The following is an 18,540-nucleotide window of genomic DNA, read 5'->3' on the forward strand; positions in this document are numbered from 1 at the left end:
CCAACCGCGCAGGGGCACTCCCAGGCACAAGCTCCGGGGAAGTGCGGGGCGTCGCGCGTCAGTCGGGATCAGTCGGACACGCCAGGAACTGACTGATGTCCCGTGGCGACGGCTGCGGGTCACCGGCAGGTGATGGACGGGATTCCGCACCGGGTGCGGGGTGCAGTGGCATGACCTGCCCGAGGGGTGCGCGCCGTGGAAGACGGTCGACGAACGGCACCGGCCGTGGTCCGGCGACGGGATGTGGGAGCGTCTGCTCCAGCAGATCCAGGCCGCGTCCGAGGGCAGGTCCTAATGTTCGGCGTCCACCCGGGACACGTGGTACTGCCGGATCCGCCAGTCGCCGTCGTCGCGGCGGAGTACCAGCGACAGGTGCACACGGGCCTCCCAGCCGTGCGCGTCGCCGAACGTGACGGCCGCGAAGCCTCCCGCGACCTGCTCGCCGACCGTGTACGTGTGCAGGACCGCCACCTCCGCGCTCCGGCCGGGCGGGACGGCTTCGTAGTAGCCGCGCACGGCGTCCTGGCCCGTGAGGACGGCGGGTCCGAAGCCCTGGAAGAGGGCGTCCGGGGTGAACAGGCCGGCCATCGCGTCGGGCTGATGGCCGTCGAAAGCGGCCTTCCAGCGCCGCAGGACTTCGTGCATGGGATGTCTCATCGCGTCAGCTCTCATCTGTGCGTGCGGGCGGTGCTCCCGGCCGCGAGGGCGATCGGCCATCGCAGCCGAGTAGCCCCCGGGCTAGCCGACCGGTCTATTACAAACTAGTCGAGCGGTCGTATACTTGCCACCATGGGACGGACCAGTGACGCCAGGGAGAAGATCATCAACGCCGCGCAGTCGCTCATCGAGCTGCGTGGTTACTCGGCGTTGGGTGTGGCCGAGATCTGCAAGACGGCCGGGGTGCCCAAGGGGAGCTTCTACTACTTCTTCGAGTCCAAGGAGGCCCTGGCGCTGACCGTGCTCGACGAGCACTGGGCCGCCCAGCGGCGCGAATGGACCCGAGTCCTCGGTGGCGACGCCGCCCCTCTGGAGCGGCTGCGGCAGCTCTTCGAGGAGACGGAGGCGAGTCAGCGCGCGGGACAGCAGAGCTGTGGCACCGTCTCCGGCTGCCTGTTCGGGAACCTGACGCTGGAGTTGAGCAATCAGACCGAAGCGATCCGCGAACGCCTGCAGGGGATCTTCGACGCCCAGGTCGGCATGGTCGAGTCGGTCGTCGCCGAGGCGCGTGAGCGCGGAGAGGTCGCTGTCGCCGACCCACGTGAGGCCGCACGATCGGTCGTCGCGCAACTCGAAGGGCAGGTGCTGTTCGCGAAGCTCTACAACAGCACCTCCCAGCTGAGCGTGCTCTGGGCGAACTGCCTGGCACTCCTGGGTGCTCGGGCGCCGCAGGAGGCGGCGGCCGAGGCCTGAGCTACGGTCCCCGCCGGCCGGTGGGTGGGGCGGTGGGTGGGGCGTGTCGGCAGCCACGAGTCCCGTAGTCGTGCACTCGTGCAGTCGTGCAGTCGTGCAGTCGTGCAGTGGTCCAGTGGTGCAGGGCCGCAGTCATGCCGACCCGGCGCCCGGGGCCTGGGGCCGGGACGCCCGGCGTGCGCCGGGCGCCGAGGTCGTTCAGACGTGGGAGGCCAGCCTCCGCAGGATCCGGGCTGCCGGTTCCGCGATGGCGTGGCGGTACCCGGTCCCGGCCCACAGATTGATTCGCTCGGCGTCGCCGGCCGAGGCAGCGGCTTGGCGGATAGGCCTGGTCAGATGGTGCAGCGCCGGATAGCCGGAAGGCGCGAGCCCGCCGTAGTGGTCGGTGAACCGGTTGGACAGGGCGCGTGCGGGCCTGCCGGTGAACGCCCTGGTCACCACGGTCCGGTGGCGCGCGGGATCGGCCAGGGCCGCCCTGTGGGGACGCGACGTACCGGCTTCGTCCGCCCGCAGCAGGACCGTGCCCACCATCACCGCCTCGGCGCCGGCGCGCAGTGCCCCGGCCACGCCTGCCGGCGTGGCCAGTCCGCCCGCCGCGAAGAGCGGCAGCGGCGCCGTCTTCCGGATCCGCCGCAACAGATCGGTCAGTGGAACAGGTGCCGGGACGTGCTGCGGGTCGAGTGTGCCGGAGTGCCCTCCCGCGGCCGACGCCTGCACGGCCAGCACATCGGCTCCCGCGTCCGCGGCCAGGCGTGCCTCGGCCGGCGAAGTGACAGTCAGGACGACGAGCGTTCCGGCGGCGCGCAACGCGGCTATGACGGATGCGTCCGGGATGCCGAAGGTGAAGCTGGCGACCGGTACGGGTTCGGCCAGCAGCAAGTCGATCTTGTCCGTCCAGTGGTCGTCGTCCTCGACGATTCCCGCTGCCCGGGCGTCCAGTCCGTAGGCCCGGGCCTCGGGTGCGATCTCGGCGGCGTAGCGCCGGAAGGCCTCCGGATCGACCGGCAGGGGGTTGGGTGCGAAGAGGTTGACCCCGAAGGTGACGCCCTGGTCGCGGACCTCGGTGATCTGCTCGGCCAGGGCGTCGGCGGTCTTGTATCCGCCGGCCAGGAACCCCAGTCCGTTCGCCCCGGCGGCTGCCGCGACCAGGGCGGGGGTGCTGGGGCCACCGGCCATCGGCGCGACCAGAACCGGGTTGTCCACGCCGAGCGCGTCGAGTGGTGAAGCCATGGAGTGCCTTCCTCGTGAGGCGGGTGAAGGGCCTGATCCGGAACGGGGCACCGGCTCGCTCTGGGCGGTCCCTGAGCGGGCTGGTGCCGGTCGGTGGGCTGGTGCCGATCGGTTCGCTCGCCTCGGTGCCGGGCGGATCGCCGGCAGCCGGTTCAGGGGCGGCGGTCGGCAGGGCGCGGGGCGCGCCCCCGCCTCGGGGCCCGCGCCCCGACGGGGCCGGCCGTGTCCGTCCGTGCTCAGGACCCGGCGCTCTGGCCGCCGTCGACGTGGAGGATCTCGCCCGTGACGAACGGTGCGTTCTCGAGGTAGACCACCGCGTCGACGATGTCGCTCACCTCTCCCATGCGTCCGACCGGGTGCAGGGCCGCGAGAGCCGCGTGATGCTCCTCGGGGTGCATGGGCGTCTTGATCGTGCCCAGTGACACGGCATTGCTCCGGATCCCGCGGCCGGCGTACTCGATGGCCAGCGCCTTGGTGGCGGACTGCAGACCGCCCTTGGTCAGCGAGGCGAGTACGGACGTCACGCTGGAGCTGGCCTGGTCGGCGAGCGTGCTCGTGATCTGGACGACGTGACCCTCCGCCCTGCTCGAGCATGCGCTCGACCGCGAGCTGGGTGATGCGGAAGAAGCCGTCCACGTTCACGCCGAGCACCGCGTCGTAGTCGTCCTCGGTGTAGTCGGTGAAGGGCTTCGCGATGAAGATCCCCGCGTTGTTGACCAGTGTGTCGATGCGGCCGAACCGCTCGACGCCCGCGGCGATGACGCGTTCCGCGGTCGCACGGTCGGCGATGTCGCCCTGGACGGTGACGACGTCGGGATCGTCCGACGCGGCGATGTTGCGCGAGGTGGCGACGACGCCGTAGCCCAGCCTGCGGTAGGCGCTCACGATCCCGGCTCCGATGCCCTGCGACGCGCCGGTGACGACCGCGACCTTTCGAACGTGCGTGGTGTTCATGATGACCTTCTTCGACAAGATGGGGTTCTGTGATTAGCCGACCGGTCGGCTAGTACAAAGTAGACGACCGGTCGAAATATTTCAAAGAGTCCCTCGTCCCGCCGGGGGCGAGGAATTCAGGTGCGTGTCAGGGCCCTGTGGTCGTACCGTTCCGCCCCATGACCGACACCGAGCTGCCGCCGCGCCTCACCCGCCTCACCTTCCACGGACCCCTCTCCGAAGTCCGCGCCGAGGGGCTCGTCGCGAGGCTCGCACGTCGCGCGCCCGCGACCGTGCTCGACATCGGTTGTGGCTGGGGCGAGTTGATGCTCCGGGTGCTCGAAGCGGCGCCGGGCTCGAAGGGCGTGGGTATCGATCTCAACGGCGAGGATCTCGCGCGGGGACGGCACAACGCCGCGGCGCGCGGTATCGACGGGCGGGTCGAGTTCGTCGAGGAGTCGGCCACCGGCACGACGCGCGGGCCGGCCGATGTCGTGCTGTGCGTGGGTTCGGGACAGGCACTCCTCGGTCCGGACACGGTGACCGGCGACCCGACCAGGGCCGCGCTCGGTGCGCTGCGTTCGCTGGTGGCGCCGGGTGGACGGCTGCTCTTCGGCGAGGGCTTCTGGCAGCGCACCCCGGCCCCGGACGAGTTGGCCGCGATGTGGCCGGGGGCCCGCGCCGATGACCACCAGTCCCTCGCCGGGATCGTCGAGGCCGCGACCGCCGCGGGATTCCGCGTCGAATCGCTCGAGACGGCGACCGAGGCGGAGTGGGAGCACTTCGAATCCGGCTATCTCGCCGGTACGGAGGAGTGGCTCGCCGCGAACGCCGGCCACCCCCTCGCCGCCGAGACCCGGGACCGGGTGGACCGCCACCGTGCGAGCTGGCTCCGTGGCTACCGCGGGGTGCTGGGCCTCGTCTACCTCACGCTGATCCCGGTCGACTGACGACACCCGCGGCCGACCGGACGGCACGCGCGAACGCGCAACCGCCCGCGACGGCCCCGACGATCAGCGCCTCGCTTCCGCCCACGACGGTCGCGAGGCGCTGAACTCGTGCGCGTCTGCCCCTCCTCGGCGACCTCCGAGCCGCTCTCGGAGTCGCTCTCGGAGTCGGTCGAGGATGTCGCCCGTTGCCTGATCGTCTCGGTGCCGGTGCGCACACGGCCGCTCCGGACGGCACCGGAGCAGCCGTGCGGGCCTTGCGTACTCCCTGCGTGGTACGTGCAGTGCCGCTGGCCGTACGACGACCCGGAGCCCCTCCCGGCGTGACGCTCGTATCGCACGAGACGACACCACCGGACCACCACCGAGGAGCTGACCGGAATGAACACCCTCGCGTACGACGGGCCCGGCCCGTGGATCCTGTTCTTCCCGCTGATCTGGGCGGCCGTCGTCTTCGGCGGCATCACACTGCTCAGGCGCACCGGCCTGCGCGGCCACCGCGGACCGTGGCAGCCCCGACCGATGCACGGAGGGACGCACAGCGGGATGCACGGCGGCGAGCAGTCGCCGATCGCCGTGCTCGGCAGGCGGTTCGCCGCCGGAGAGATCGACGAGGACGAGTACTGGCGCCGACTCTCCGTCCTGGACGAGCAGTTCGGACCGCACTCCAAGGGCGGGGCGGCATGACGACCGCGATGACCCCGGCGGTCACGACCTCTTCGCCCTGGCGCCGGAGCGCCTCGCGGTGGTCGCGCTCGTGCGCGCGCCGGCCGCCACGTCTCGACGTCCCGCGGGCGATCGCCACGTAGTGACGGATGCGGCGACGGTACGGGGTGTTCGTCATCGACCAGAGGCGCCGGCGGTTTCTCACCCGGCGCCTCCCGGTGCCTCCCGGCGCGCTGCCGGCCCCAGCCTCGACCCCGTCCACTACACCCCGGCCCGGCCCGGTCAGGTCGTGACGACCGACCGGACCGCCGCACGTTCGCGTGGCTCCGCCTCGACGACCGCGAAGGAGGTCTCGACCGGTGCCGCCCCGTACACGGACGCGACCGTGTACGGCACCGGCGCGGTGGCCGTCGGTGACGTGGGGAGCGTGAACCACACGATCTTCCCGGCGTCGCCCTTCGGCAGTACCCCCCAGCTCTCGCTCACCGCATCGATCAGCGCGAGTCCGCGCCCGGTGGTCTCGAGCGGTCCCGCGGAGCCCAGCATCGGGATCCGGGGATCATGGTCGTGCACCGAGACGGTGAGCCGGTCGAGCAGCAGCTCCATCTCCACGGTGCACAGCTTGTCCGGCTGTGCGTGCCGGTGGACATTGGTCAGCAGCTCGGTGACGCCGAGCGCCGCCTGGTCGATCAGGCGGTCGAGCTGCCAGTAGCGCAATTGCGCCGACACTATTCTGCGGACCTGACCGATCCGCGAAGGCAGAGCCTGGAGCTCCACCGTGCAATGCCTGCTTGCCTCGCTGATCACGGCTGCGACTCCCCGAATAGGTCCGGAAGAAGACGAAGGATCGGATCCAGCAGTCGGCTGCCTGCTGTATGCGCCGGCGGGCTGGATCACAGTGTCACCGCCGGTCAACCCAGAGTGATGTAGGTCAAGCGTGAACCAGGCGTGACGCCTTCGCAACTCCGCGCACACCCCGTCGCAACTCCGCGCACACACCGCACTGGTGACACCGCGGGCCCGCGCACGGTCAGCCCCGGCCGGCCCCGGCCTTGCGGAGTGCCTCCAGGAACCGGCCCGTCAGCGCCGTACCGTCGAGTCCGTGTCCCGGCCGGCTCATGGTGAGCCGGTAGCGGGTGCCGTTGACCGTCGCGACCGCGCTGTCGCCGCCCGCGAACCAGGGCTTGCCCGCCCGGACCGCGCGCACCGGAGCGCTGTCGATCACCCGCCCGTAGCTGGTGAGGAGCGCGAGCCTGCCGTCCTCGATCAGGACCTGCCCGGCCGTCGTGAGCGAGCGGGGCCACCGCTCGATCCGCACGCCCATGGCGCTGAACTCCGGCTCTGACATGGCCGCCGCCCCCTTCTCACCTGCTTGTGCACCTCAGTCTGCCCAGGGAACCGCATGGGCACCAGGGTGCATCCCGACGTATCCCGGAACTCCTCCACAAGCCATCGCTATGGAATCCCAAAGTGAACGTTTGTGCAGGTGAGGGGCTTATGGTGGGCAGTGGGGTGCGGTGACTTCCACAGTGAGGAGCGGGGCGGATGAGCACGTACGAGGCGAGGGACACCATTGATGTGGACCGGAGCGATCCTCAGTACCGAGCATGGCTGAAAGAGGCCGTACGCAAGGTGCAGGCCGACGCGAACCGCTCGGCCGACACGCATCTGCTGCGCTTCCCGCTGCCCGAGCCGTGGGGGATCGATCTCTATCTCAAGGACGAGTCCACCCACCCCACGGGCAGCCTCAAGCACCGGCTCGCGCGTTCGCTGTTCCTCTACGGGCTCTGCAACGGCTGGATCCGCCCCGGCAAGCCGGTCATCGAGGCCTCCAGCGGCTCGACCGCCGTCTCCGAGGCGTACTTCGCCAAGCTCATCGGCGTGCCCTTCATCGCCGTGATGCCGCGCACCACCAGCGCGGAGAAGTGCCGCCTCATCGAATTCCACGGCGGCAGCTGCCACTTCGTGGACGACTCGCGGAAGATGTACGAGGAGTCCGCCACGCTCGCCGCACGGACCGGCGGCCACTACATGGACCAGTTCACCTACGCCGAGCGGGCCACCGACTGGCGCGGCAACAACAACATCGCCGAATCGATCTACCAGCAGCTGAGGCTGGAGCGCTACCCGGAGCCCGCGTGGATCGTCGCCACGGCGGGCACGGGCGGTACGTCGGCGACCATCGCCCGGTACGTCCACTACATGCAGTACGACACCAGGGTGTGTGTCCCCGACCCCGAGAACTCCTGCTTCTTCGAGGGCTGGACGCAGGGTGATCCGCTGGCCACCAGCGACTGCGGCTCGCGGATCGAGGGCATCGGGCGGCCGCGGATGGAGCCGAGCTTCGTGACCGGGGCCATCGACCGCATGATGAAGGTGCCCGACGCGGCGACCGTCGCCGCCGTCCGGGCCCTGGAGCAGGCCATCGGCCGCAAGGCCGGCGGTTCCACCGGCACAGGGCTGTGGAGCGCGCTGAAGATCGTCGCGGAGATGGTGGCGGCGGGCGAGCAGGGCAGCGTCGTCACCCTCATCTGCGACCCGGGCGACCGCTACCTGGACAAGTACTACTCCGACGACTGGCTCGCCGGACAGGGCCTCGACATCGCCCCGTACGCCGCCACGCTCGAGGAGTTCCTGCGCACCGGCGTCTGGCCGGACTGACTCAGGCCGTGGCCGAGGCGAGACGGCGGTCGAGTCTGCGGACGGCGTCACGGAACGCACGGCCCAGACCGGGCCGTGCCAGCCCCATGACGAACCGCAGCGGTGCGGGCCCGTCGACCGCCATCGTCCACCGCACCCGGGTACCGGACTCCGCCGGCGTGAGACGCCACTCCTCCAGCATGGCCCGGACGCCCGGGGCGTTGGTCTCGTCCACGCGGTACGCGTACCGCACACCGGGCTCCCTGCTCATGATCGTCTCCACGAAGCGCGTGCCGCCGCGCAGCCGGACCTCCCTGCCCGCGCCGCCTCTGGTCGGCCGGGCCGAGGTGATGGCCGTGAACCAGCCGGGCCAGCCCTCGACGTCCTCCGCGAGCGCGCCGTACACGGCCTCGGGGCTGGCGCGCACCTCCGCGGTGAAGACGAGTCGAAGCGGGGCGGACTCGGCGAAGTCGAGCTCCACGGGCCTGAGTCGGTGCGTCATGACCTGTACCTCCGGGGACAGCCGGGCAGGGGCCCGCACACGATAACCGGCGGGCCATCGGATGGGGACCTCCGTGCGGGTCCCGACGGGCACTACCGTGCGGCCGGCGCAGCTCCGGTGAGCAGACCGTCCACCACCCGGCCGAACACCCGCCGGGCGACCCTCGCCAGTGCCGGACCCGCCACGCGCGGCAGCCCCCGCACCCGCAGATCCTCCGTCCAGACCACCCGGGTCCCGTCGGGCGCCTGCCGCACCTCGATCTCCGCCCAGCCCCGCACGACCGTGCCGCGCTTCTCCAGCCGGCAGTGTCCCGGCCGCCCGGCGCGCGGCGGCTCCCAGCGGACGACCTCCATCGGATCGTCGAAACCCAGGCGCCCCACACCCGTACGGGCCACGAACCGGGTGCCCTCGCCCGTGGGCCCCGGCGCCGGCACCGAGATCCGGGTCAGCGGCACCTGTCCCGAGTGTGCGGACCAGTCGGTGAGCCGCCGCCATGCCTCCGCGGCCGGCAACGGCGTCGTACGCACCACCCGGAAGACCGTCATCGCCGGGGCGCGGCCGCCTCGCCCGCCTCGGCCGCCTCGCCCGTCTCCCCGGCGACCACCAGATGCGGCAGGTACTCCGCGATCTCCTCGCGTGCCTCCGCCGGCAGCCCCGCGTCCGTCACCAGCGTGTCCACCTCGTCGAGCCGGGCGAACGAACTCAGCCCGACCGTCCCCCACTTGGTGTGGTCGGCCACCACCACGACCCGTCGGGCCGAGCGGACGAACCGCCTGTTCGTCTCCGCCTCCGCCAGATTCGGTGTCGACAGGCCCGCCTCTACCGAGATGCCGTGCACTCCGAGGAACAGCACATCGAAGTGCAGGGAGCGGATCGCCTGGTCGGCGACCGGGCCGACGAGCGAGTCGGACGGGGTGCGAACGCCGCCCGTGAGGACCACCGTCGCGGCGCCCGGACGCTGACCGGCCGTCGAGGTCGCCCGCTGTTCCGTGTGGAACACATCGGCGACCCGCACCGAGTTGGTGACCACCGTCAGATCGGGCACGTCGACGAGATGGTGCGCCAGCGCGTACGTCGTCGTACCACCCGACAGGGCGATCGCGCTCCCCGGAACGGCCATCGCGGCGGCCGCCCGCGCGATGTCCTCCTTGGCGTTCAGCTCCAGCGACGACTTGGCCTCGAAGCCCGGCTCGTGCGTACTCGCCTCGGCCACCGGCACCGCACCGCCGTGCACCTTCTCGACGACGCCCTGCCGGGCGAGTGCGTCCAGATCCCGGCGCACCGTCATGTCGGAGACGTTCAGCCTGCGCGTGAGTTCATTGACGCGCACCCCACCACGCCGCCGCACCTCGTCGAGGATCAGGGCACGCCGCTGCTCCGCGAGGAGGTTGTGATTGTCGCTCACCGCCGGGGCCGGTCCTTCCGTTTCGCTGTCGCCATGTCACCGCTGTTCACCGAGGATTCTCATCCTCCCACGGTGGCTTCACCCGAGCAGGGGGGAGATTACGTGAGAGCCCTGCGGCGGCGGCCGTGATCCGGGATTCTGTCCGGGATTCTGGTCACGCGCCGTAGATCCTCCCATCAGAGAGCGAGTCGCAGAGGTGCCCCCTGCCACCCCGGACCCCGCGCCCCGGCGCGGCGGCGCCGCGCTGGAACTGCTGGTTCACGGCGTCGGCGGAGCCACCCCGCAGGACATGCTCGGCGATCCCCGTACGGTCCGGATCACCGGGGACACGACCGCCGCCGTGTACCGGCGCACCGACGACGCCGATGCCGAACAGCACCCCGAGCGCTACGAGGACGGACCCGTCCCCGAGGCGTACTGCTGGTCCAACCTGACCTCCGGCAACGGCGCCCGCGCGCTGTGGCTGCTGCTCCTGCCCTTCATGGTCGTCAACCTGGCCCACTGGATGCGTCCCACGGCCCGGGGCCGGTCCCGGACGGTACGGCTGTACGGGATGCTGGTCCGCCTCATCGCGCTCAGCCTGACGGCCCTGCTCGTCGCGGCCGCCTGCGAGGTCGCCCTCGATCTGACGGCCTGGCAGTGCGCGGGCTCGGCCCGCTGCTCCGGGGACAGTTCCTGGATCGGGTTCCTCTCCGCAGCGAACGACGGCTGGTGGTCCCAGCCCGGCCGGCGCCTCTCGCTCGCGGCGCTGCTGCCTGCCGCGCTGATGGGCCTGCTCTGGTACCTGTCCAACCGCACCTGGAGCGCCTACGAGGCCCAGCGGCCGCCGAACGTCACGACGACCGCACAGCCCGGCGCCGCCGGGGAGCCGGAGCAGCAGGAGACGCTCCGCCCCGCGCTCGGGCGGCCCGGGTTCTGGTACGGCCGCCGTCTGGTCGCCCGGCTGCGTGCCGCGCACACCGCCGCCGGATTCCTCGTCATCGCGGCCGCCGTGGCCGGTGCGGCCGCGCGTCACGACCGCGGCGCCGACGTGCCTGCCCTCGAAGTCGCCGGCTGGGCCCTGGAGTCGGTCCTCGCCGTCATGGGCGTGTTCGTCGTCGCCGTCGTGTTCCGTCGCGGACGCAGCGAGAACGTCCTCGACAACCGGGTCGACCGCGCCGTCATCACCTGGCTCCCCGGCGGCTCCCTCGTCCTGCTCGCCCTCTCGATGCTGTACGCGTCCTGGTCACGGCCCGGCTGGCTCTCCCACGGCACGCTCCCCGGCGACACCGCCTTCCAGGTCCTCACCCTCGCCCAGGGCGCCCTCGTCGTCGTGCTCGCCGTCGCCGCGCACCTCCTCCACCGCCGTGCGCGGCACGCCCGTACCGCCCTGTACGGCATGGGCGGTCCCGCCGTCGCCCTGCTCGCCTGCGCTCTCGGTGGCGTCATGACGGGCGGAGTCGCCCAGCGCGTAGCCGACTGGCTGGACGGGCCCGGCACCCCCGGTGTGGGGGAGGGGCCGATCACCGGCCCGCCGGTGCTCCTCAGCTGGCAGGCGTCCGTCATCCCCGTGCTGCTGCTTCTGCTCCTCGTACCGCTCGGCGTCCTCGGCGTACGGACCTGGCGCACCGCCCAGGACCTCGCGGGCCGTGTCGAGGCGGACTATCCCGAGGAACGGCCCGACCCGGTGCGTACCCGCCGGATCGCCGGGACCCGCGCGCGGGCCGGCCTCACCGACGCCGCACCCGCCCTCCTCGGCATCCTCTGCGCGGCCACCCTGCTGCTCGGGGCCGGAGCCGTGGCCGGCGCCCGGGCCAGCGGCGAGGTGCCCGTGGTGGCCTTCGACAAGGCCCACCCGGTCGTGGAGGCCGCCGTCGACGTCGCGCAGACACTCGGCTCATGGCTGATCGGACTCGGCTTCATCCTCTTCGTCACCTGGGGCCGGCGTGCGTACCGCGACGCGTCCGCCCGGCGCACCATCGGCATCCTCTGGGACGTCGGCACGTTCTGGCCCCGTGCCGCGCACCCCTTCGCACCGCCCTGCTACGCCGAGCGCGCCGTCCCCGACCTCACCTGGCGCATGGCGTCATGGACCGCGAACACCGGCGGACGACTCGTCATCTCCGGTCACTCCCAGGGCAGTGTGCTGGCCGCCGCCGCGGTCTGGCAGCTCCCGGCCGCCACCCGCCGCCGTGTCGCACTGCTCACCTACGGCTCACCGCTGGAGCGGCTGTACGGCCGGTGGTTCCCCGCCTACTTTGGGCCCGCCCAACTGCGCGCTCTCGACGGGGAGCTGCACTGCTGGCGCAATCTGTGGCGGCACACCGACCCGATCGGCGGTCCCGTACGCGTCCCCGCCGAGGACGGAAAGCCCCAGGTCGACCGGGAAGCGCTCAAGGACCCCATGGTGTACGGGCGTACGGACACCCATCCGCTGCCGGAGCCCGTCCTCGGCCACTCCGACTACCAGGCCGACCCGGTGTTCGCCGAAGAGCGCGAGGAACTCCTCGACCGGCTGCCGCCCGCGCTGCCACGCCAGCGGGACGAGTCCGCCACGCCTCAGGGCAGTTCGGGCAGGTCGTCCGGGTAGAGCAGCGTCAGATCGTCCGTGTTCACCTCGGCGAGCTCGGCGACCCGGCCCGCGTGCCGCTCGACCATCGACTCGAAGGTCTGGCGCGCGGTCCGGCCGTTGCCGAACGCCGGCCCCTTGGGGAGCGCCGTGAAGTACTTCAGCAGCGCCTCGGCCGTGCCCTCGCCCAGCCGGTACTCGTGCTCCTCCGCCTGCTGCTCCACGATCCGCAGCAGCTCGTCCGGCACATAGTCACTGAAGGTGATGGTCCGTGAGAAGCGGGACGCCACACCGGGGTTGACCGACAGGAACCGTTCCATCTCCGCCGTGTACCCCGCGACGATGACCACCACCGCGTCCCGGTGGTCCTCCATCAGCTTCACCAGGGTGTCTATGGCCTCACGGCCGAAGTCACGCCCCGAGTCCTCGGGGGAGAGGGCGTAGGCCTCGTCGATGAACAGCACCCCGCCGCGTGCCCGGTCGAACGCCTCCTGCGTACGGATCGCGGTCGAGCCGATGTGCTCGCCGACGAGGTCGACCCGGGACACCTCGACCAGGTGCCCGCGCTCCAGCACCCCGAGCGACGCCAGGATCTCGCCGTACAGCCGCGCCACCGTCGTCTTGCCGGTGCCGGGTGAGCCGGTGAAGACCAGATGGCGCCGGACTGACGCCGCCTTGAGGCCCGCCTCCTGGCGGCGCCTGCCGACCTCGATCATGTTCGTGAGCGTGCGCACCTCGCGCTTGACGCTCTCCAGGCCCACCAGCGCGTCCAGTTCACCGAGGACCGCGTCCGACGTCCGGGCAGCCGGAGCCGGCGCGGCCGGTGGGGCCGCGGGCAGGTCGCCGGGTTCGGGCCCGGCGGTGCGCTGGCCCGGGATCATGGACAGCAGTCCGGGTGTCTGGGCGGCGGTGACCACGGCCGGACTCTGCGTGGGCACGGCGCGCACACCGCTCTCGTCGCTGGTGCAGTCCTCCACGACGGTGCCGTCCTCGGGATACTCGTAACCCCCGCGCGCGCACCGCTCGGTGCGGCAGCGCGTCAGCGTCGTACGGCAGCCGTCCATCACGTGGAAGCCGTAGCCGCCGCTGCCCGTCACCTGGCAGCCGTGGAAGGAGCCGCGCCCCTCGGCCGACACGTAGAAGCCGGCTTCCGCGGGCGAGCTCACCGTGCACCGTTCGATCGCCGGATCGGCGCCCTTGGTGACGATGACACCCGTCTGGGCGCCGTCGATCGTGCAGTTGTTGAGCGTCCCTCCGCTGCCGTGGTCACGGAACCAGGCACCCGTGGAGGCCTCCCGGATACGGCAGTCGTCGAGCTGGGCGGTGGCGCCGTCGCTGACCGACACGGCCGTGTTGCGCACCTGCGACAGGTCGCTGTCGACGACATCGGCCCGCGATCCGCGGTCCAGGACGAACAGGGCGTCCGGGACGTTGTGCACCCGGCAGGAGTCGAGCACGGCGGTCGCCCCGTCGCTGACCCACACCGCCGGATAGTCACCCGTACTCTCGTGGATCTCGCACTGGTTGGCGTCCACCCGGGTGCCCGGATCCCACACCGACAGTCCGTTGCGACCGAACCGCCGCACCGTGGAGCGCGTGAGGGTGAGCACCGAACGCGAGCGCAGATCCACCGCGTTCTCGGGAACGTCATGGATGTCGCAGTCGGCGAGCGTGAGGACCGCGTCCGTGTCGAGCGTGATGCCGTCGGAGGAGGTGCGGTGCACTCGCGAGTCCGTCAGATGGGCCGTCGCCCGCGACGCGATCTGCATGCCCGCGTCCTTGATCTCGTACACCTCGCAGCCGAGCGCCTCCAGGGAGCTGCCCTCGCCGGTGACGCTCAGTCCGGAGCCCGACGTGTGGTGCACCCGGCAGCGCTCCAGCCGTGGATGGGCGCCGCCGCGCACCGACACTCCGGACTGTCCGGCCGCGACCACCTCGCAGTCCTCGAACACACCGCCCGCGCCGTCCAGTACACCGATCCCGACGCCGGCCGGATTGTCCACGGTGCAGCGCCGCACGGTCGGCCGGGCCGCACCGCGGACCTCGACACCCGCCGCCGAGCGCGTGACGATCCGCAGATCGGCCAGCTCCGGCGAACCGTCCTCCACGAGCAGCGCGGGCGCCGTCGTGTCCTGCCCCTCGATCTGCAGGTCCTGCACGGTCGCCGAGGCACGCACCGTCAGCGGCACGCCCTCGGCGGGCGCGATCCGCACCGAACCGGCCGATCCTTCGGTCCCGCGCAGGGTCACGGCACGCCGCACCACCAGGTTCTCCCGGTACGTCCCGGGTGCGACGGTGAGGATGTCACCGTCGCCCGCGGCCTCCAGGGCAGCGGCGAGGGAGGCGTACTCGCCCGTGCGGCGCCGCCACCGCGACGTGCCGGTGTGCGTCACCTGGACCGTGCCCTGTGCCATGGTGCTGCTCTGCCCCCACCTCGTGCGTCGGTCGCGTGCTGTGCCGCGCGTCGCACCACCGTAGCGCGCGCGGCGAGCGCGAGTTGACCGGTCAGCTGCCCGCGCCCGTACGCCCCCAGTCGGGACCGGATTTCGCCCACGCACGGTCGAGGTCGGCGTACCGTCGCCGCATCAGCCGCCATACGATCAGCCGTCTGCCGCCCTCGATCAGGCCTGCCGCCAGGACGGCCGCGCCGAGCCCCGCCACCACCGCATGCGCCCGTGCGGTGTCCCGGTCGATCGGGCGGGACACGGGATTGCCGCGTTCGTCCGTCCAGATCCGGAAGGTGTCCCCGGGGTCGGCCGTGCGTACCCCGGTGGCCAGAGTGCCGCTTCGGCTGCTGCCGTCAGGGGCCGTCCACTCGGCGACCACCGTTCGTCGGACCCTGTTCTCCACCGCGCCTTCCGGATCGCCGGCGGAGCTCTGTCGCGCGGGTGCCGCGCGCAGCACGCGAGCCTTCGCCGGCTGGCGTTGGACGGCCTGCTTCCGCGCCGACTCCCGTAGCGCGTCGTCGGTCAGCGCCCCGCAGATCCAGCCGGTGGTCGGCACGGCGAGGGTCATCAGCAGCATGGCGGCGCAGGCCACCCATGCCTCGACGAGATCGGTCGCACGGCGCAGAGGATTGTGCCGCCAACGCCAGAGCCCTGAGATCGCTCGCATCGCTTCGCACCCCCTTCCGTGTCCGTCGTAGCCTCCTACGGCACGGCTCACGCGCATGTTCCGCGAAGAGAGAGCAATCACACGTGATCGCTCTCCCAACGAGTGGGCCTGCGCGGCGGGTTCCCCGATGGAGTCGATTGATGCGTATCCGTATGCGTATACGCATACGGGCGCGGGCGCGGGCGCAGGCGTGGAACGGATGGCCGGGGGTGGCCGGGGCCGTCAGCCCAGAATGCGCACCGGGTCGCCGACGCGGACGGTCCCGGTGTGCTCGGGCACGAGGTTCTGGCCGAAGACCAGCCGGTCCCCGAAGCGGCGGTGCCGCGCGAGTGTGCGCAGGGGCTCCTTGCCGCGCTCGGCCGTGGTCTGGTCGGTGGTGGTGATGACGCAGCGGCCGCACGGTTTGGTCACCCGGAAGCTCACCTCGCCCACCGCGATGCGCGTCCAGTCGTCCTCGGCCCAGGGAGCGGTGCCGTCCACGACGAGATTCGGGCGGAAGCGGTTCATGGGCAGCGGGCCCTCGTCGGGGTGGTCGCCCTGCGCGATCAGCGAGTTCAGCGCGTCGAGCGAGGATGCGGAGGTGACGAGCAGCGGATAGCCGTCCGCGAAGGAAACGGTCTCGCCGGGCAGCGCGTAGGCCGGATCGACGGGGCGGCGGTACGCCGGGTCGTCGAGGTGCACGAGGCGGACCGGGACGTCCAGGAACGCGCTGAACCAGTCGGCGGGTGCGGCGCCGGCGGGCACCGCCTCCACCTTGTCCCCGAAGATCTCCACCGTTGTCGTGCCCGACGGCTCGGGCACGGCCACGGTCAGCGGTGCGAGCCCGGGCGCGGACAGCCGGACGGCGCCGTCCGGCAGCGGTTCGGCGGCCGCCAACGCCAGCCGCGCCTGCTGGCGTTGCGTGACGGCCCGGCCCGCGGCGTCGACCAGCATCCACCGACGGTCACCGGCGAGCCCCCACGGCTCCACGGCGGCCTCGGCGAGGCTGTGGCCGCCGACCGATTTGACCGGGTGGATATGGAGGGAACGGAGCACGGGAGTCGCCATACGGCCATCCTGCCAGGTGCTTCGTACCTCCGGCCGGTCCCGCCCGGGTCGGTGCCTGCTCAGTGGCCGCTCAGTAGCCGCCGCCCTGGTACGGACGGTTGTAGGGGTCCTCGTACGGGGCGGGCGTGGGCATCGGACGCGGTGCCGCGGCCGGCCGCATCGCCTCGTACCCGGTTGCGCCCGGGCGGGGCATGGGCTGCGGCTGGGCGCCCGGGTAGCCGCGCGGGCCGGTCGGCTGCTGGGGGATGTACGGCGGCGCGGCCTGCTGCAGCGGAACGGGCTGCTGCATCGGCTGCGGGTAACCGTAGGAAGGGCTGGGGTGCGAAGGGGCCGCCGGGAGAGCGGGCAGGGCCGCGGGCAGAGCCGGCAGATAGCTGTTGCCGGTCTCGTACGCGGAAGGCACTCGGATCGGTGCGATCTGAGGCGTGCCCCGCTCAGCGACGAGGGAGTCGTAGATCGGGGTGTCGGGGAAGTACGGCGCGGAGTAGTAACCGCCACCGTAGGTGGAGCGGGGGGAGGTCATGGCACATAAGTTAAGCCCACGATGTGCTGGTTGGGGAGCCCGATAAGAGGGTTGTTTGACGTGTTACTTGTGACTGGGATTCCCCAATCCGAGCGAACCCGGGAAAAACGGTCGTCCCAAGTCGTCTAGATCGTGTAAAGGGCAAGCTGAGAAGGGGTTACCCACGGGTCGCCCGAGGTGTTCGGGCGGCGCCGGGGCTAGGTTGTCCGCACACATGTCACCGGGCACGAGGACCCGCGATGGGGGCGAGGATGTCCATGCTCAAAGGATCCAATGTTCCAGTACCCGCGCTGAACGTTCATGTCGAGTTGGGGTGGCGTTCCGGAAGCGGGGTGCCGGACGTCGACGCGTCGGCGCTGCTGCTCGACTCGGGATCGGGAAAGGTCCGCTCCGATGCGGACTTCGTCTTCTACAACCAGCCGGACCACGCCTCGGGCGCGGTGCGCCACGAGGGCAAGAGCGCCACCGGCGACGGGACGACCGACCGGCTCACGGTCGACCTGGGGAGCGTCGAACCCGCCATCGAGCGGATCGTCGTCGCCGCCTCCGCGGACGGCGGCAGCTTCGGTCAGGTGCCGGGACTGTACGTACGCGTCCTCGACGCCGCCGCGGGCACGGAGATCGCGCGCTACGACAGCGAGGACGCGACGGTCGAGACCGCCTTCATCCTCGGCGAGCTCTACCGGCGCCAGGGGGCGTGGAAGTTCCGTGCCGTCGGACAGGGATACGGCAGCGGACTCGAAGGCCTCGCGAGCGACTTCGGCATCACGGTCGACGAACCCCAGCAGGCGGCGTCCCAGGCACCCGTGGCTCCGCCCGCTCCCATGACGCCTCCCGCTGCGGCGGCTCCGGCGTACACCCCGGCGCACACGGCTGCCCCGGCGCCCGTGACCCCGTCCGCGCCTCCCACCGCGCCTCCCTCCGCGCCCGTACGCCTGACCAAGGTCACCCTGACGAAGGAGTCGCCGACCGTCTCGCTCAGCAAGCAGGGCGGCACGTCCGGCGCGATGCGGGTCAATCTCAACTGGGAGGTGCGCAAGCAGTTCAAGGGCTGGGGCGCCAAGCTGGGCCGGGCTGTGGCCATGCACGCCGATCTCGACCTCGACCTGTGCGCCCTCTTCGAACTCACGGACGGCCGCAAGGGAGTCGTCCAGGCCCTCGGCAACGCCTACGGCTCGCTCCACCAGCCCCCGTACATCCATCTCGACGGCGACGACCGCACCGGAGCCGTGGCCACCGGCGAGAACCTCACCATCAACCTCGACCGCAAGGACGAGCTCCGCCGCGTCGTCATCTTCGTCACCGTCTACGAAGGAGCCCGCAGCTTCGCCGATCTCCACGCCACGGTCACCCTCACACCGCAGCACGGCGCGCCCATCGAGTTCTCCCTGGACGAGTGCACCGTCCCCTCCACGGTCTGTGCCCTCGCCCTGATCACCAACCAGAACGGGGACCTCATCGTCCAGCGCGAGGCGCGCTATCTGGTACCGGAGCGCGGAGTGAGCCCCCAGCGCACCATCGATTACGCCTATGGGTGGGGCATGAACTGGACACCTGGCAGGAAATGACCTACGC

Annotated in this window: 18 protein-coding genes and 1 pseudogene; 7 read left to right on the forward strand and 12 right to left on the reverse strand. The window is 71.6% G+C overall.

What is annotated here, in order from left to right; genetic code table 11:
- Window positions 1-160 precede the first annotated feature (160 nt).
- A complete protein-coding gene (locus ACIQMR_RS19300) occupies window positions 161-295 on the forward strand; it encodes a transposase (protein WP_401388331.1) in 135 nt (44 codons plus the stop codon).
- Here ACIQMR_RS19300 and ACIQMR_RS19305 read toward each other — a convergent pair.
- Window positions 292-645, reverse strand: coding sequence for an SgcJ/EcaC family oxidoreductase (locus ACIQMR_RS19305; RefSeq protein ID WP_401388334.1), 354 nt, complete (start codon window positions 643-645; stop codon window positions 292-294). The genes ACIQMR_RS19300 and ACIQMR_RS19305 overlap by 4 nt on opposite strands.
- 144 nt (window positions 646-789) lie before the next feature.
- On the opposite strand from ACIQMR_RS19305, the gene ACIQMR_RS19310 reads away from it, so the two are divergent.
- Window positions 790-1,410 (forward strand): TetR/AcrR family transcriptional regulator, encoded by a 621-nt coding sequence (locus ACIQMR_RS19310; protein ID WP_401388337.1) that lies wholly within the window; start codon window positions 790-792, stop codon window positions 1,408-1,410.
- Window positions 1,411-1,608: 198 nt separating this feature from the next.
- On the opposite strand, the gene ACIQMR_RS19315 is transcribed toward ACIQMR_RS19310, so the two are convergent.
- Both ACIQMR_RS19315 and ACIQMR_RS19320 read right to left on the reverse strand, forming a co-directional pair.
- The gene (locus ACIQMR_RS19315; RefSeq protein WP_401388340.1) at window positions 1,609-2,640 is read right to left on the reverse strand and encodes a nitronate monooxygenase; all 1,032 of its coding nucleotides are present in this window, start codon (window positions 2,638-2,640) and stop codon (window positions 1,609-1,611) included.
- 236 nt (window positions 2,641-2,876) lie between these two features.
- Window positions 2,877-3,594: pseudogene (locus tag ACIQMR_RS19320) on the reverse strand (SDR family NAD(P)-dependent oxidoreductase).
- Window positions 3,595-3,752: 158 nt separating this feature from the next.
- On the opposite strand from ACIQMR_RS19320, the gene ACIQMR_RS19325 reads away from it, so the two are divergent.
- Window positions 3,753-4,523, forward strand: a complete 771-nt coding sequence (locus ACIQMR_RS19325; RefSeq protein ID WP_401388343.1) for an SAM-dependent methyltransferase — start codon at window positions 3,753-3,755, stop codon at window positions 4,521-4,523.
- A gap of 378 nt (window positions 4,524-4,901) precedes the next feature.
- Window positions 4,902-5,207 carry an SHOCT domain-containing protein gene (locus tag ACIQMR_RS19330; RefSeq protein WP_401388346.1) on the forward strand — a complete coding sequence of 102 codons (306 nt, stop codon included), beginning with the start codon at window positions 4,902-4,904 and terminating at the stop codon, window positions 5,205-5,207.
- 261 nt (window positions 5,208-5,468) lie between these two features.
- Here the strand turns inward: ACIQMR_RS19330 and ACIQMR_RS19335 are convergent, their stop codons facing one another.
- Together ACIQMR_RS19335 and ACIQMR_RS19340 are read right to left on the reverse strand one after the other, a co-directional pair.
- Window positions 5,469-5,993: an ATP-binding protein gene (locus ACIQMR_RS19335; RefSeq protein ID WP_328724551.1), complete on the reverse strand. Its 525-nt coding sequence runs from the start codon at window positions 5,991-5,993 to the stop codon at window positions 5,469-5,471.
- Window positions 5,994-6,216: 223 nt separating this feature from the next.
- Window positions 6,217-6,534, reverse strand: coding sequence for a hypothetical protein (locus tag ACIQMR_RS19340; protein WP_266376400.1), 318 nt, complete (start codon window positions 6,532-6,534; stop codon window positions 6,217-6,219).
- Window positions 6,535-6,731: 197 nt separating this feature from the next.
- Here ACIQMR_RS19340 and ACIQMR_RS19345 point away from each other — a divergent pair, with 197 nt between their 5' ends.
- Entirely contained in the window at window positions 6,732-7,847 is a 1,116-nt protein-coding gene (locus ACIQMR_RS19345) for a PLP-dependent cysteine synthase family protein (protein WP_401388349.1), read from the forward strand.
- 1 nt (window position 7,848) lies between these two features.
- Here the strand turns inward: ACIQMR_RS19345 and ACIQMR_RS19350 are convergent, their stop codons facing one another.
- The 3 genes from ACIQMR_RS19350 to ACIQMR_RS19360 form a co-directional block, all read right to left on the reverse strand.
- Window positions 7,849-8,328, reverse strand: a complete 480-nt coding sequence (locus ACIQMR_RS19350) for an SRPBCC family protein (protein WP_401388352.1) — start codon at window positions 8,326-8,328, stop codon at window positions 7,849-7,851.
- Window positions 8,329-8,420: 92 nt separating this feature from the next.
- Window positions 8,421-8,873 carry an SRPBCC family protein gene (locus tag ACIQMR_RS19355; RefSeq protein ID WP_401388355.1) on the reverse strand — a complete coding sequence of 151 codons (453 nt, stop codon included), beginning with the start codon at window positions 8,871-8,873 and terminating at the stop codon, window positions 8,421-8,423.
- Complete coding sequence (locus ACIQMR_RS19360; RefSeq protein ID WP_401388358.1) at window positions 8,870-9,733, reverse strand: DeoR/GlpR family DNA-binding transcription regulator; 864 nt, start codon at window positions 9,731-9,733, stop codon at window positions 8,870-8,872. The genes ACIQMR_RS19355 and ACIQMR_RS19360 overlap by 4 nt, the downstream gene beginning before the upstream one ends.
- 196 nt (window positions 9,734-9,929) lie before the next feature.
- On the opposite strand from ACIQMR_RS19360, the gene ACIQMR_RS19365 reads away from it, so the two are divergent.
- Window positions 9,930-12,302, forward strand: a complete 2,373-nt coding sequence (locus ACIQMR_RS19365; RefSeq protein ID WP_401388361.1) for a hypothetical protein — start codon at window positions 9,930-9,932, stop codon at window positions 12,300-12,302.
- On the opposite strand, the gene ACIQMR_RS19370 is transcribed toward ACIQMR_RS19365, so the two are convergent.
- The 4 genes from ACIQMR_RS19370 to ACIQMR_RS19385 all read right to left on the reverse strand — a co-directional run bounded on the left by ACIQMR_RS19370 (window position 12,272) and on the right by ACIQMR_RS19385 (window position 16,965).
- Window positions 12,272-14,695, reverse strand: coding sequence for a right-handed parallel beta-helix repeat-containing protein (locus tag ACIQMR_RS19370; protein ID WP_401388364.1), 2,424 nt, complete (start codon window positions 14,693-14,695; stop codon window positions 12,272-12,274). The genes ACIQMR_RS19365 and ACIQMR_RS19370 overlap by 31 nt on opposite strands.
- Window positions 14,696-14,786: 91 nt before the next feature.
- The gene (locus ACIQMR_RS19375; RefSeq protein WP_401388367.1) at window positions 14,787-15,395 is read right to left on the reverse strand and encodes a hypothetical protein; all 609 of its coding nucleotides are present in this window, start codon (window positions 15,393-15,395) and stop codon (window positions 14,787-14,789) included.
- Between the two features lie 222 nt (window positions 15,396-15,617).
- Window positions 15,618-16,442, reverse strand: coding sequence for an MOSC domain-containing protein (locus ACIQMR_RS19380; RefSeq protein ID WP_401388370.1), 825 nt, complete (start codon window positions 16,440-16,442; stop codon window positions 15,618-15,620).
- 70 nt (window positions 16,443-16,512) lie between these two features.
- Window positions 16,513-16,965, reverse strand: a complete 453-nt coding sequence (locus ACIQMR_RS19385; RefSeq protein WP_401388372.1) for a DUF6643 family protein — start codon at window positions 16,963-16,965, stop codon at window positions 16,513-16,515.
- A 251-nt stretch (window positions 16,966-17,216) separates the two neighbouring features.
- Between ACIQMR_RS19385 and ACIQMR_RS19390 the strand changes: the two genes are divergently transcribed.
- Window positions 17,217-18,533 carry a TerD family protein gene (locus ACIQMR_RS19390; RefSeq protein WP_401388375.1) on the forward strand — a complete coding sequence of 439 codons (1,317 nt, stop codon included), beginning with the start codon at window positions 17,217-17,219 and terminating at the stop codon, window positions 18,531-18,533.
- Window positions 18,534-18,540 lie beyond the last annotated feature (7 nt).

Origin of the sequence: Streptomyces sp. NPDC091376 (assembly GCF_044757085.1) — a bacterium.
Classification (GTDB): Bacteria; Actinomycetota; Actinomycetes; order Streptomycetales; family Streptomycetaceae; genus Streptomyces; species Streptomyces pratisoli.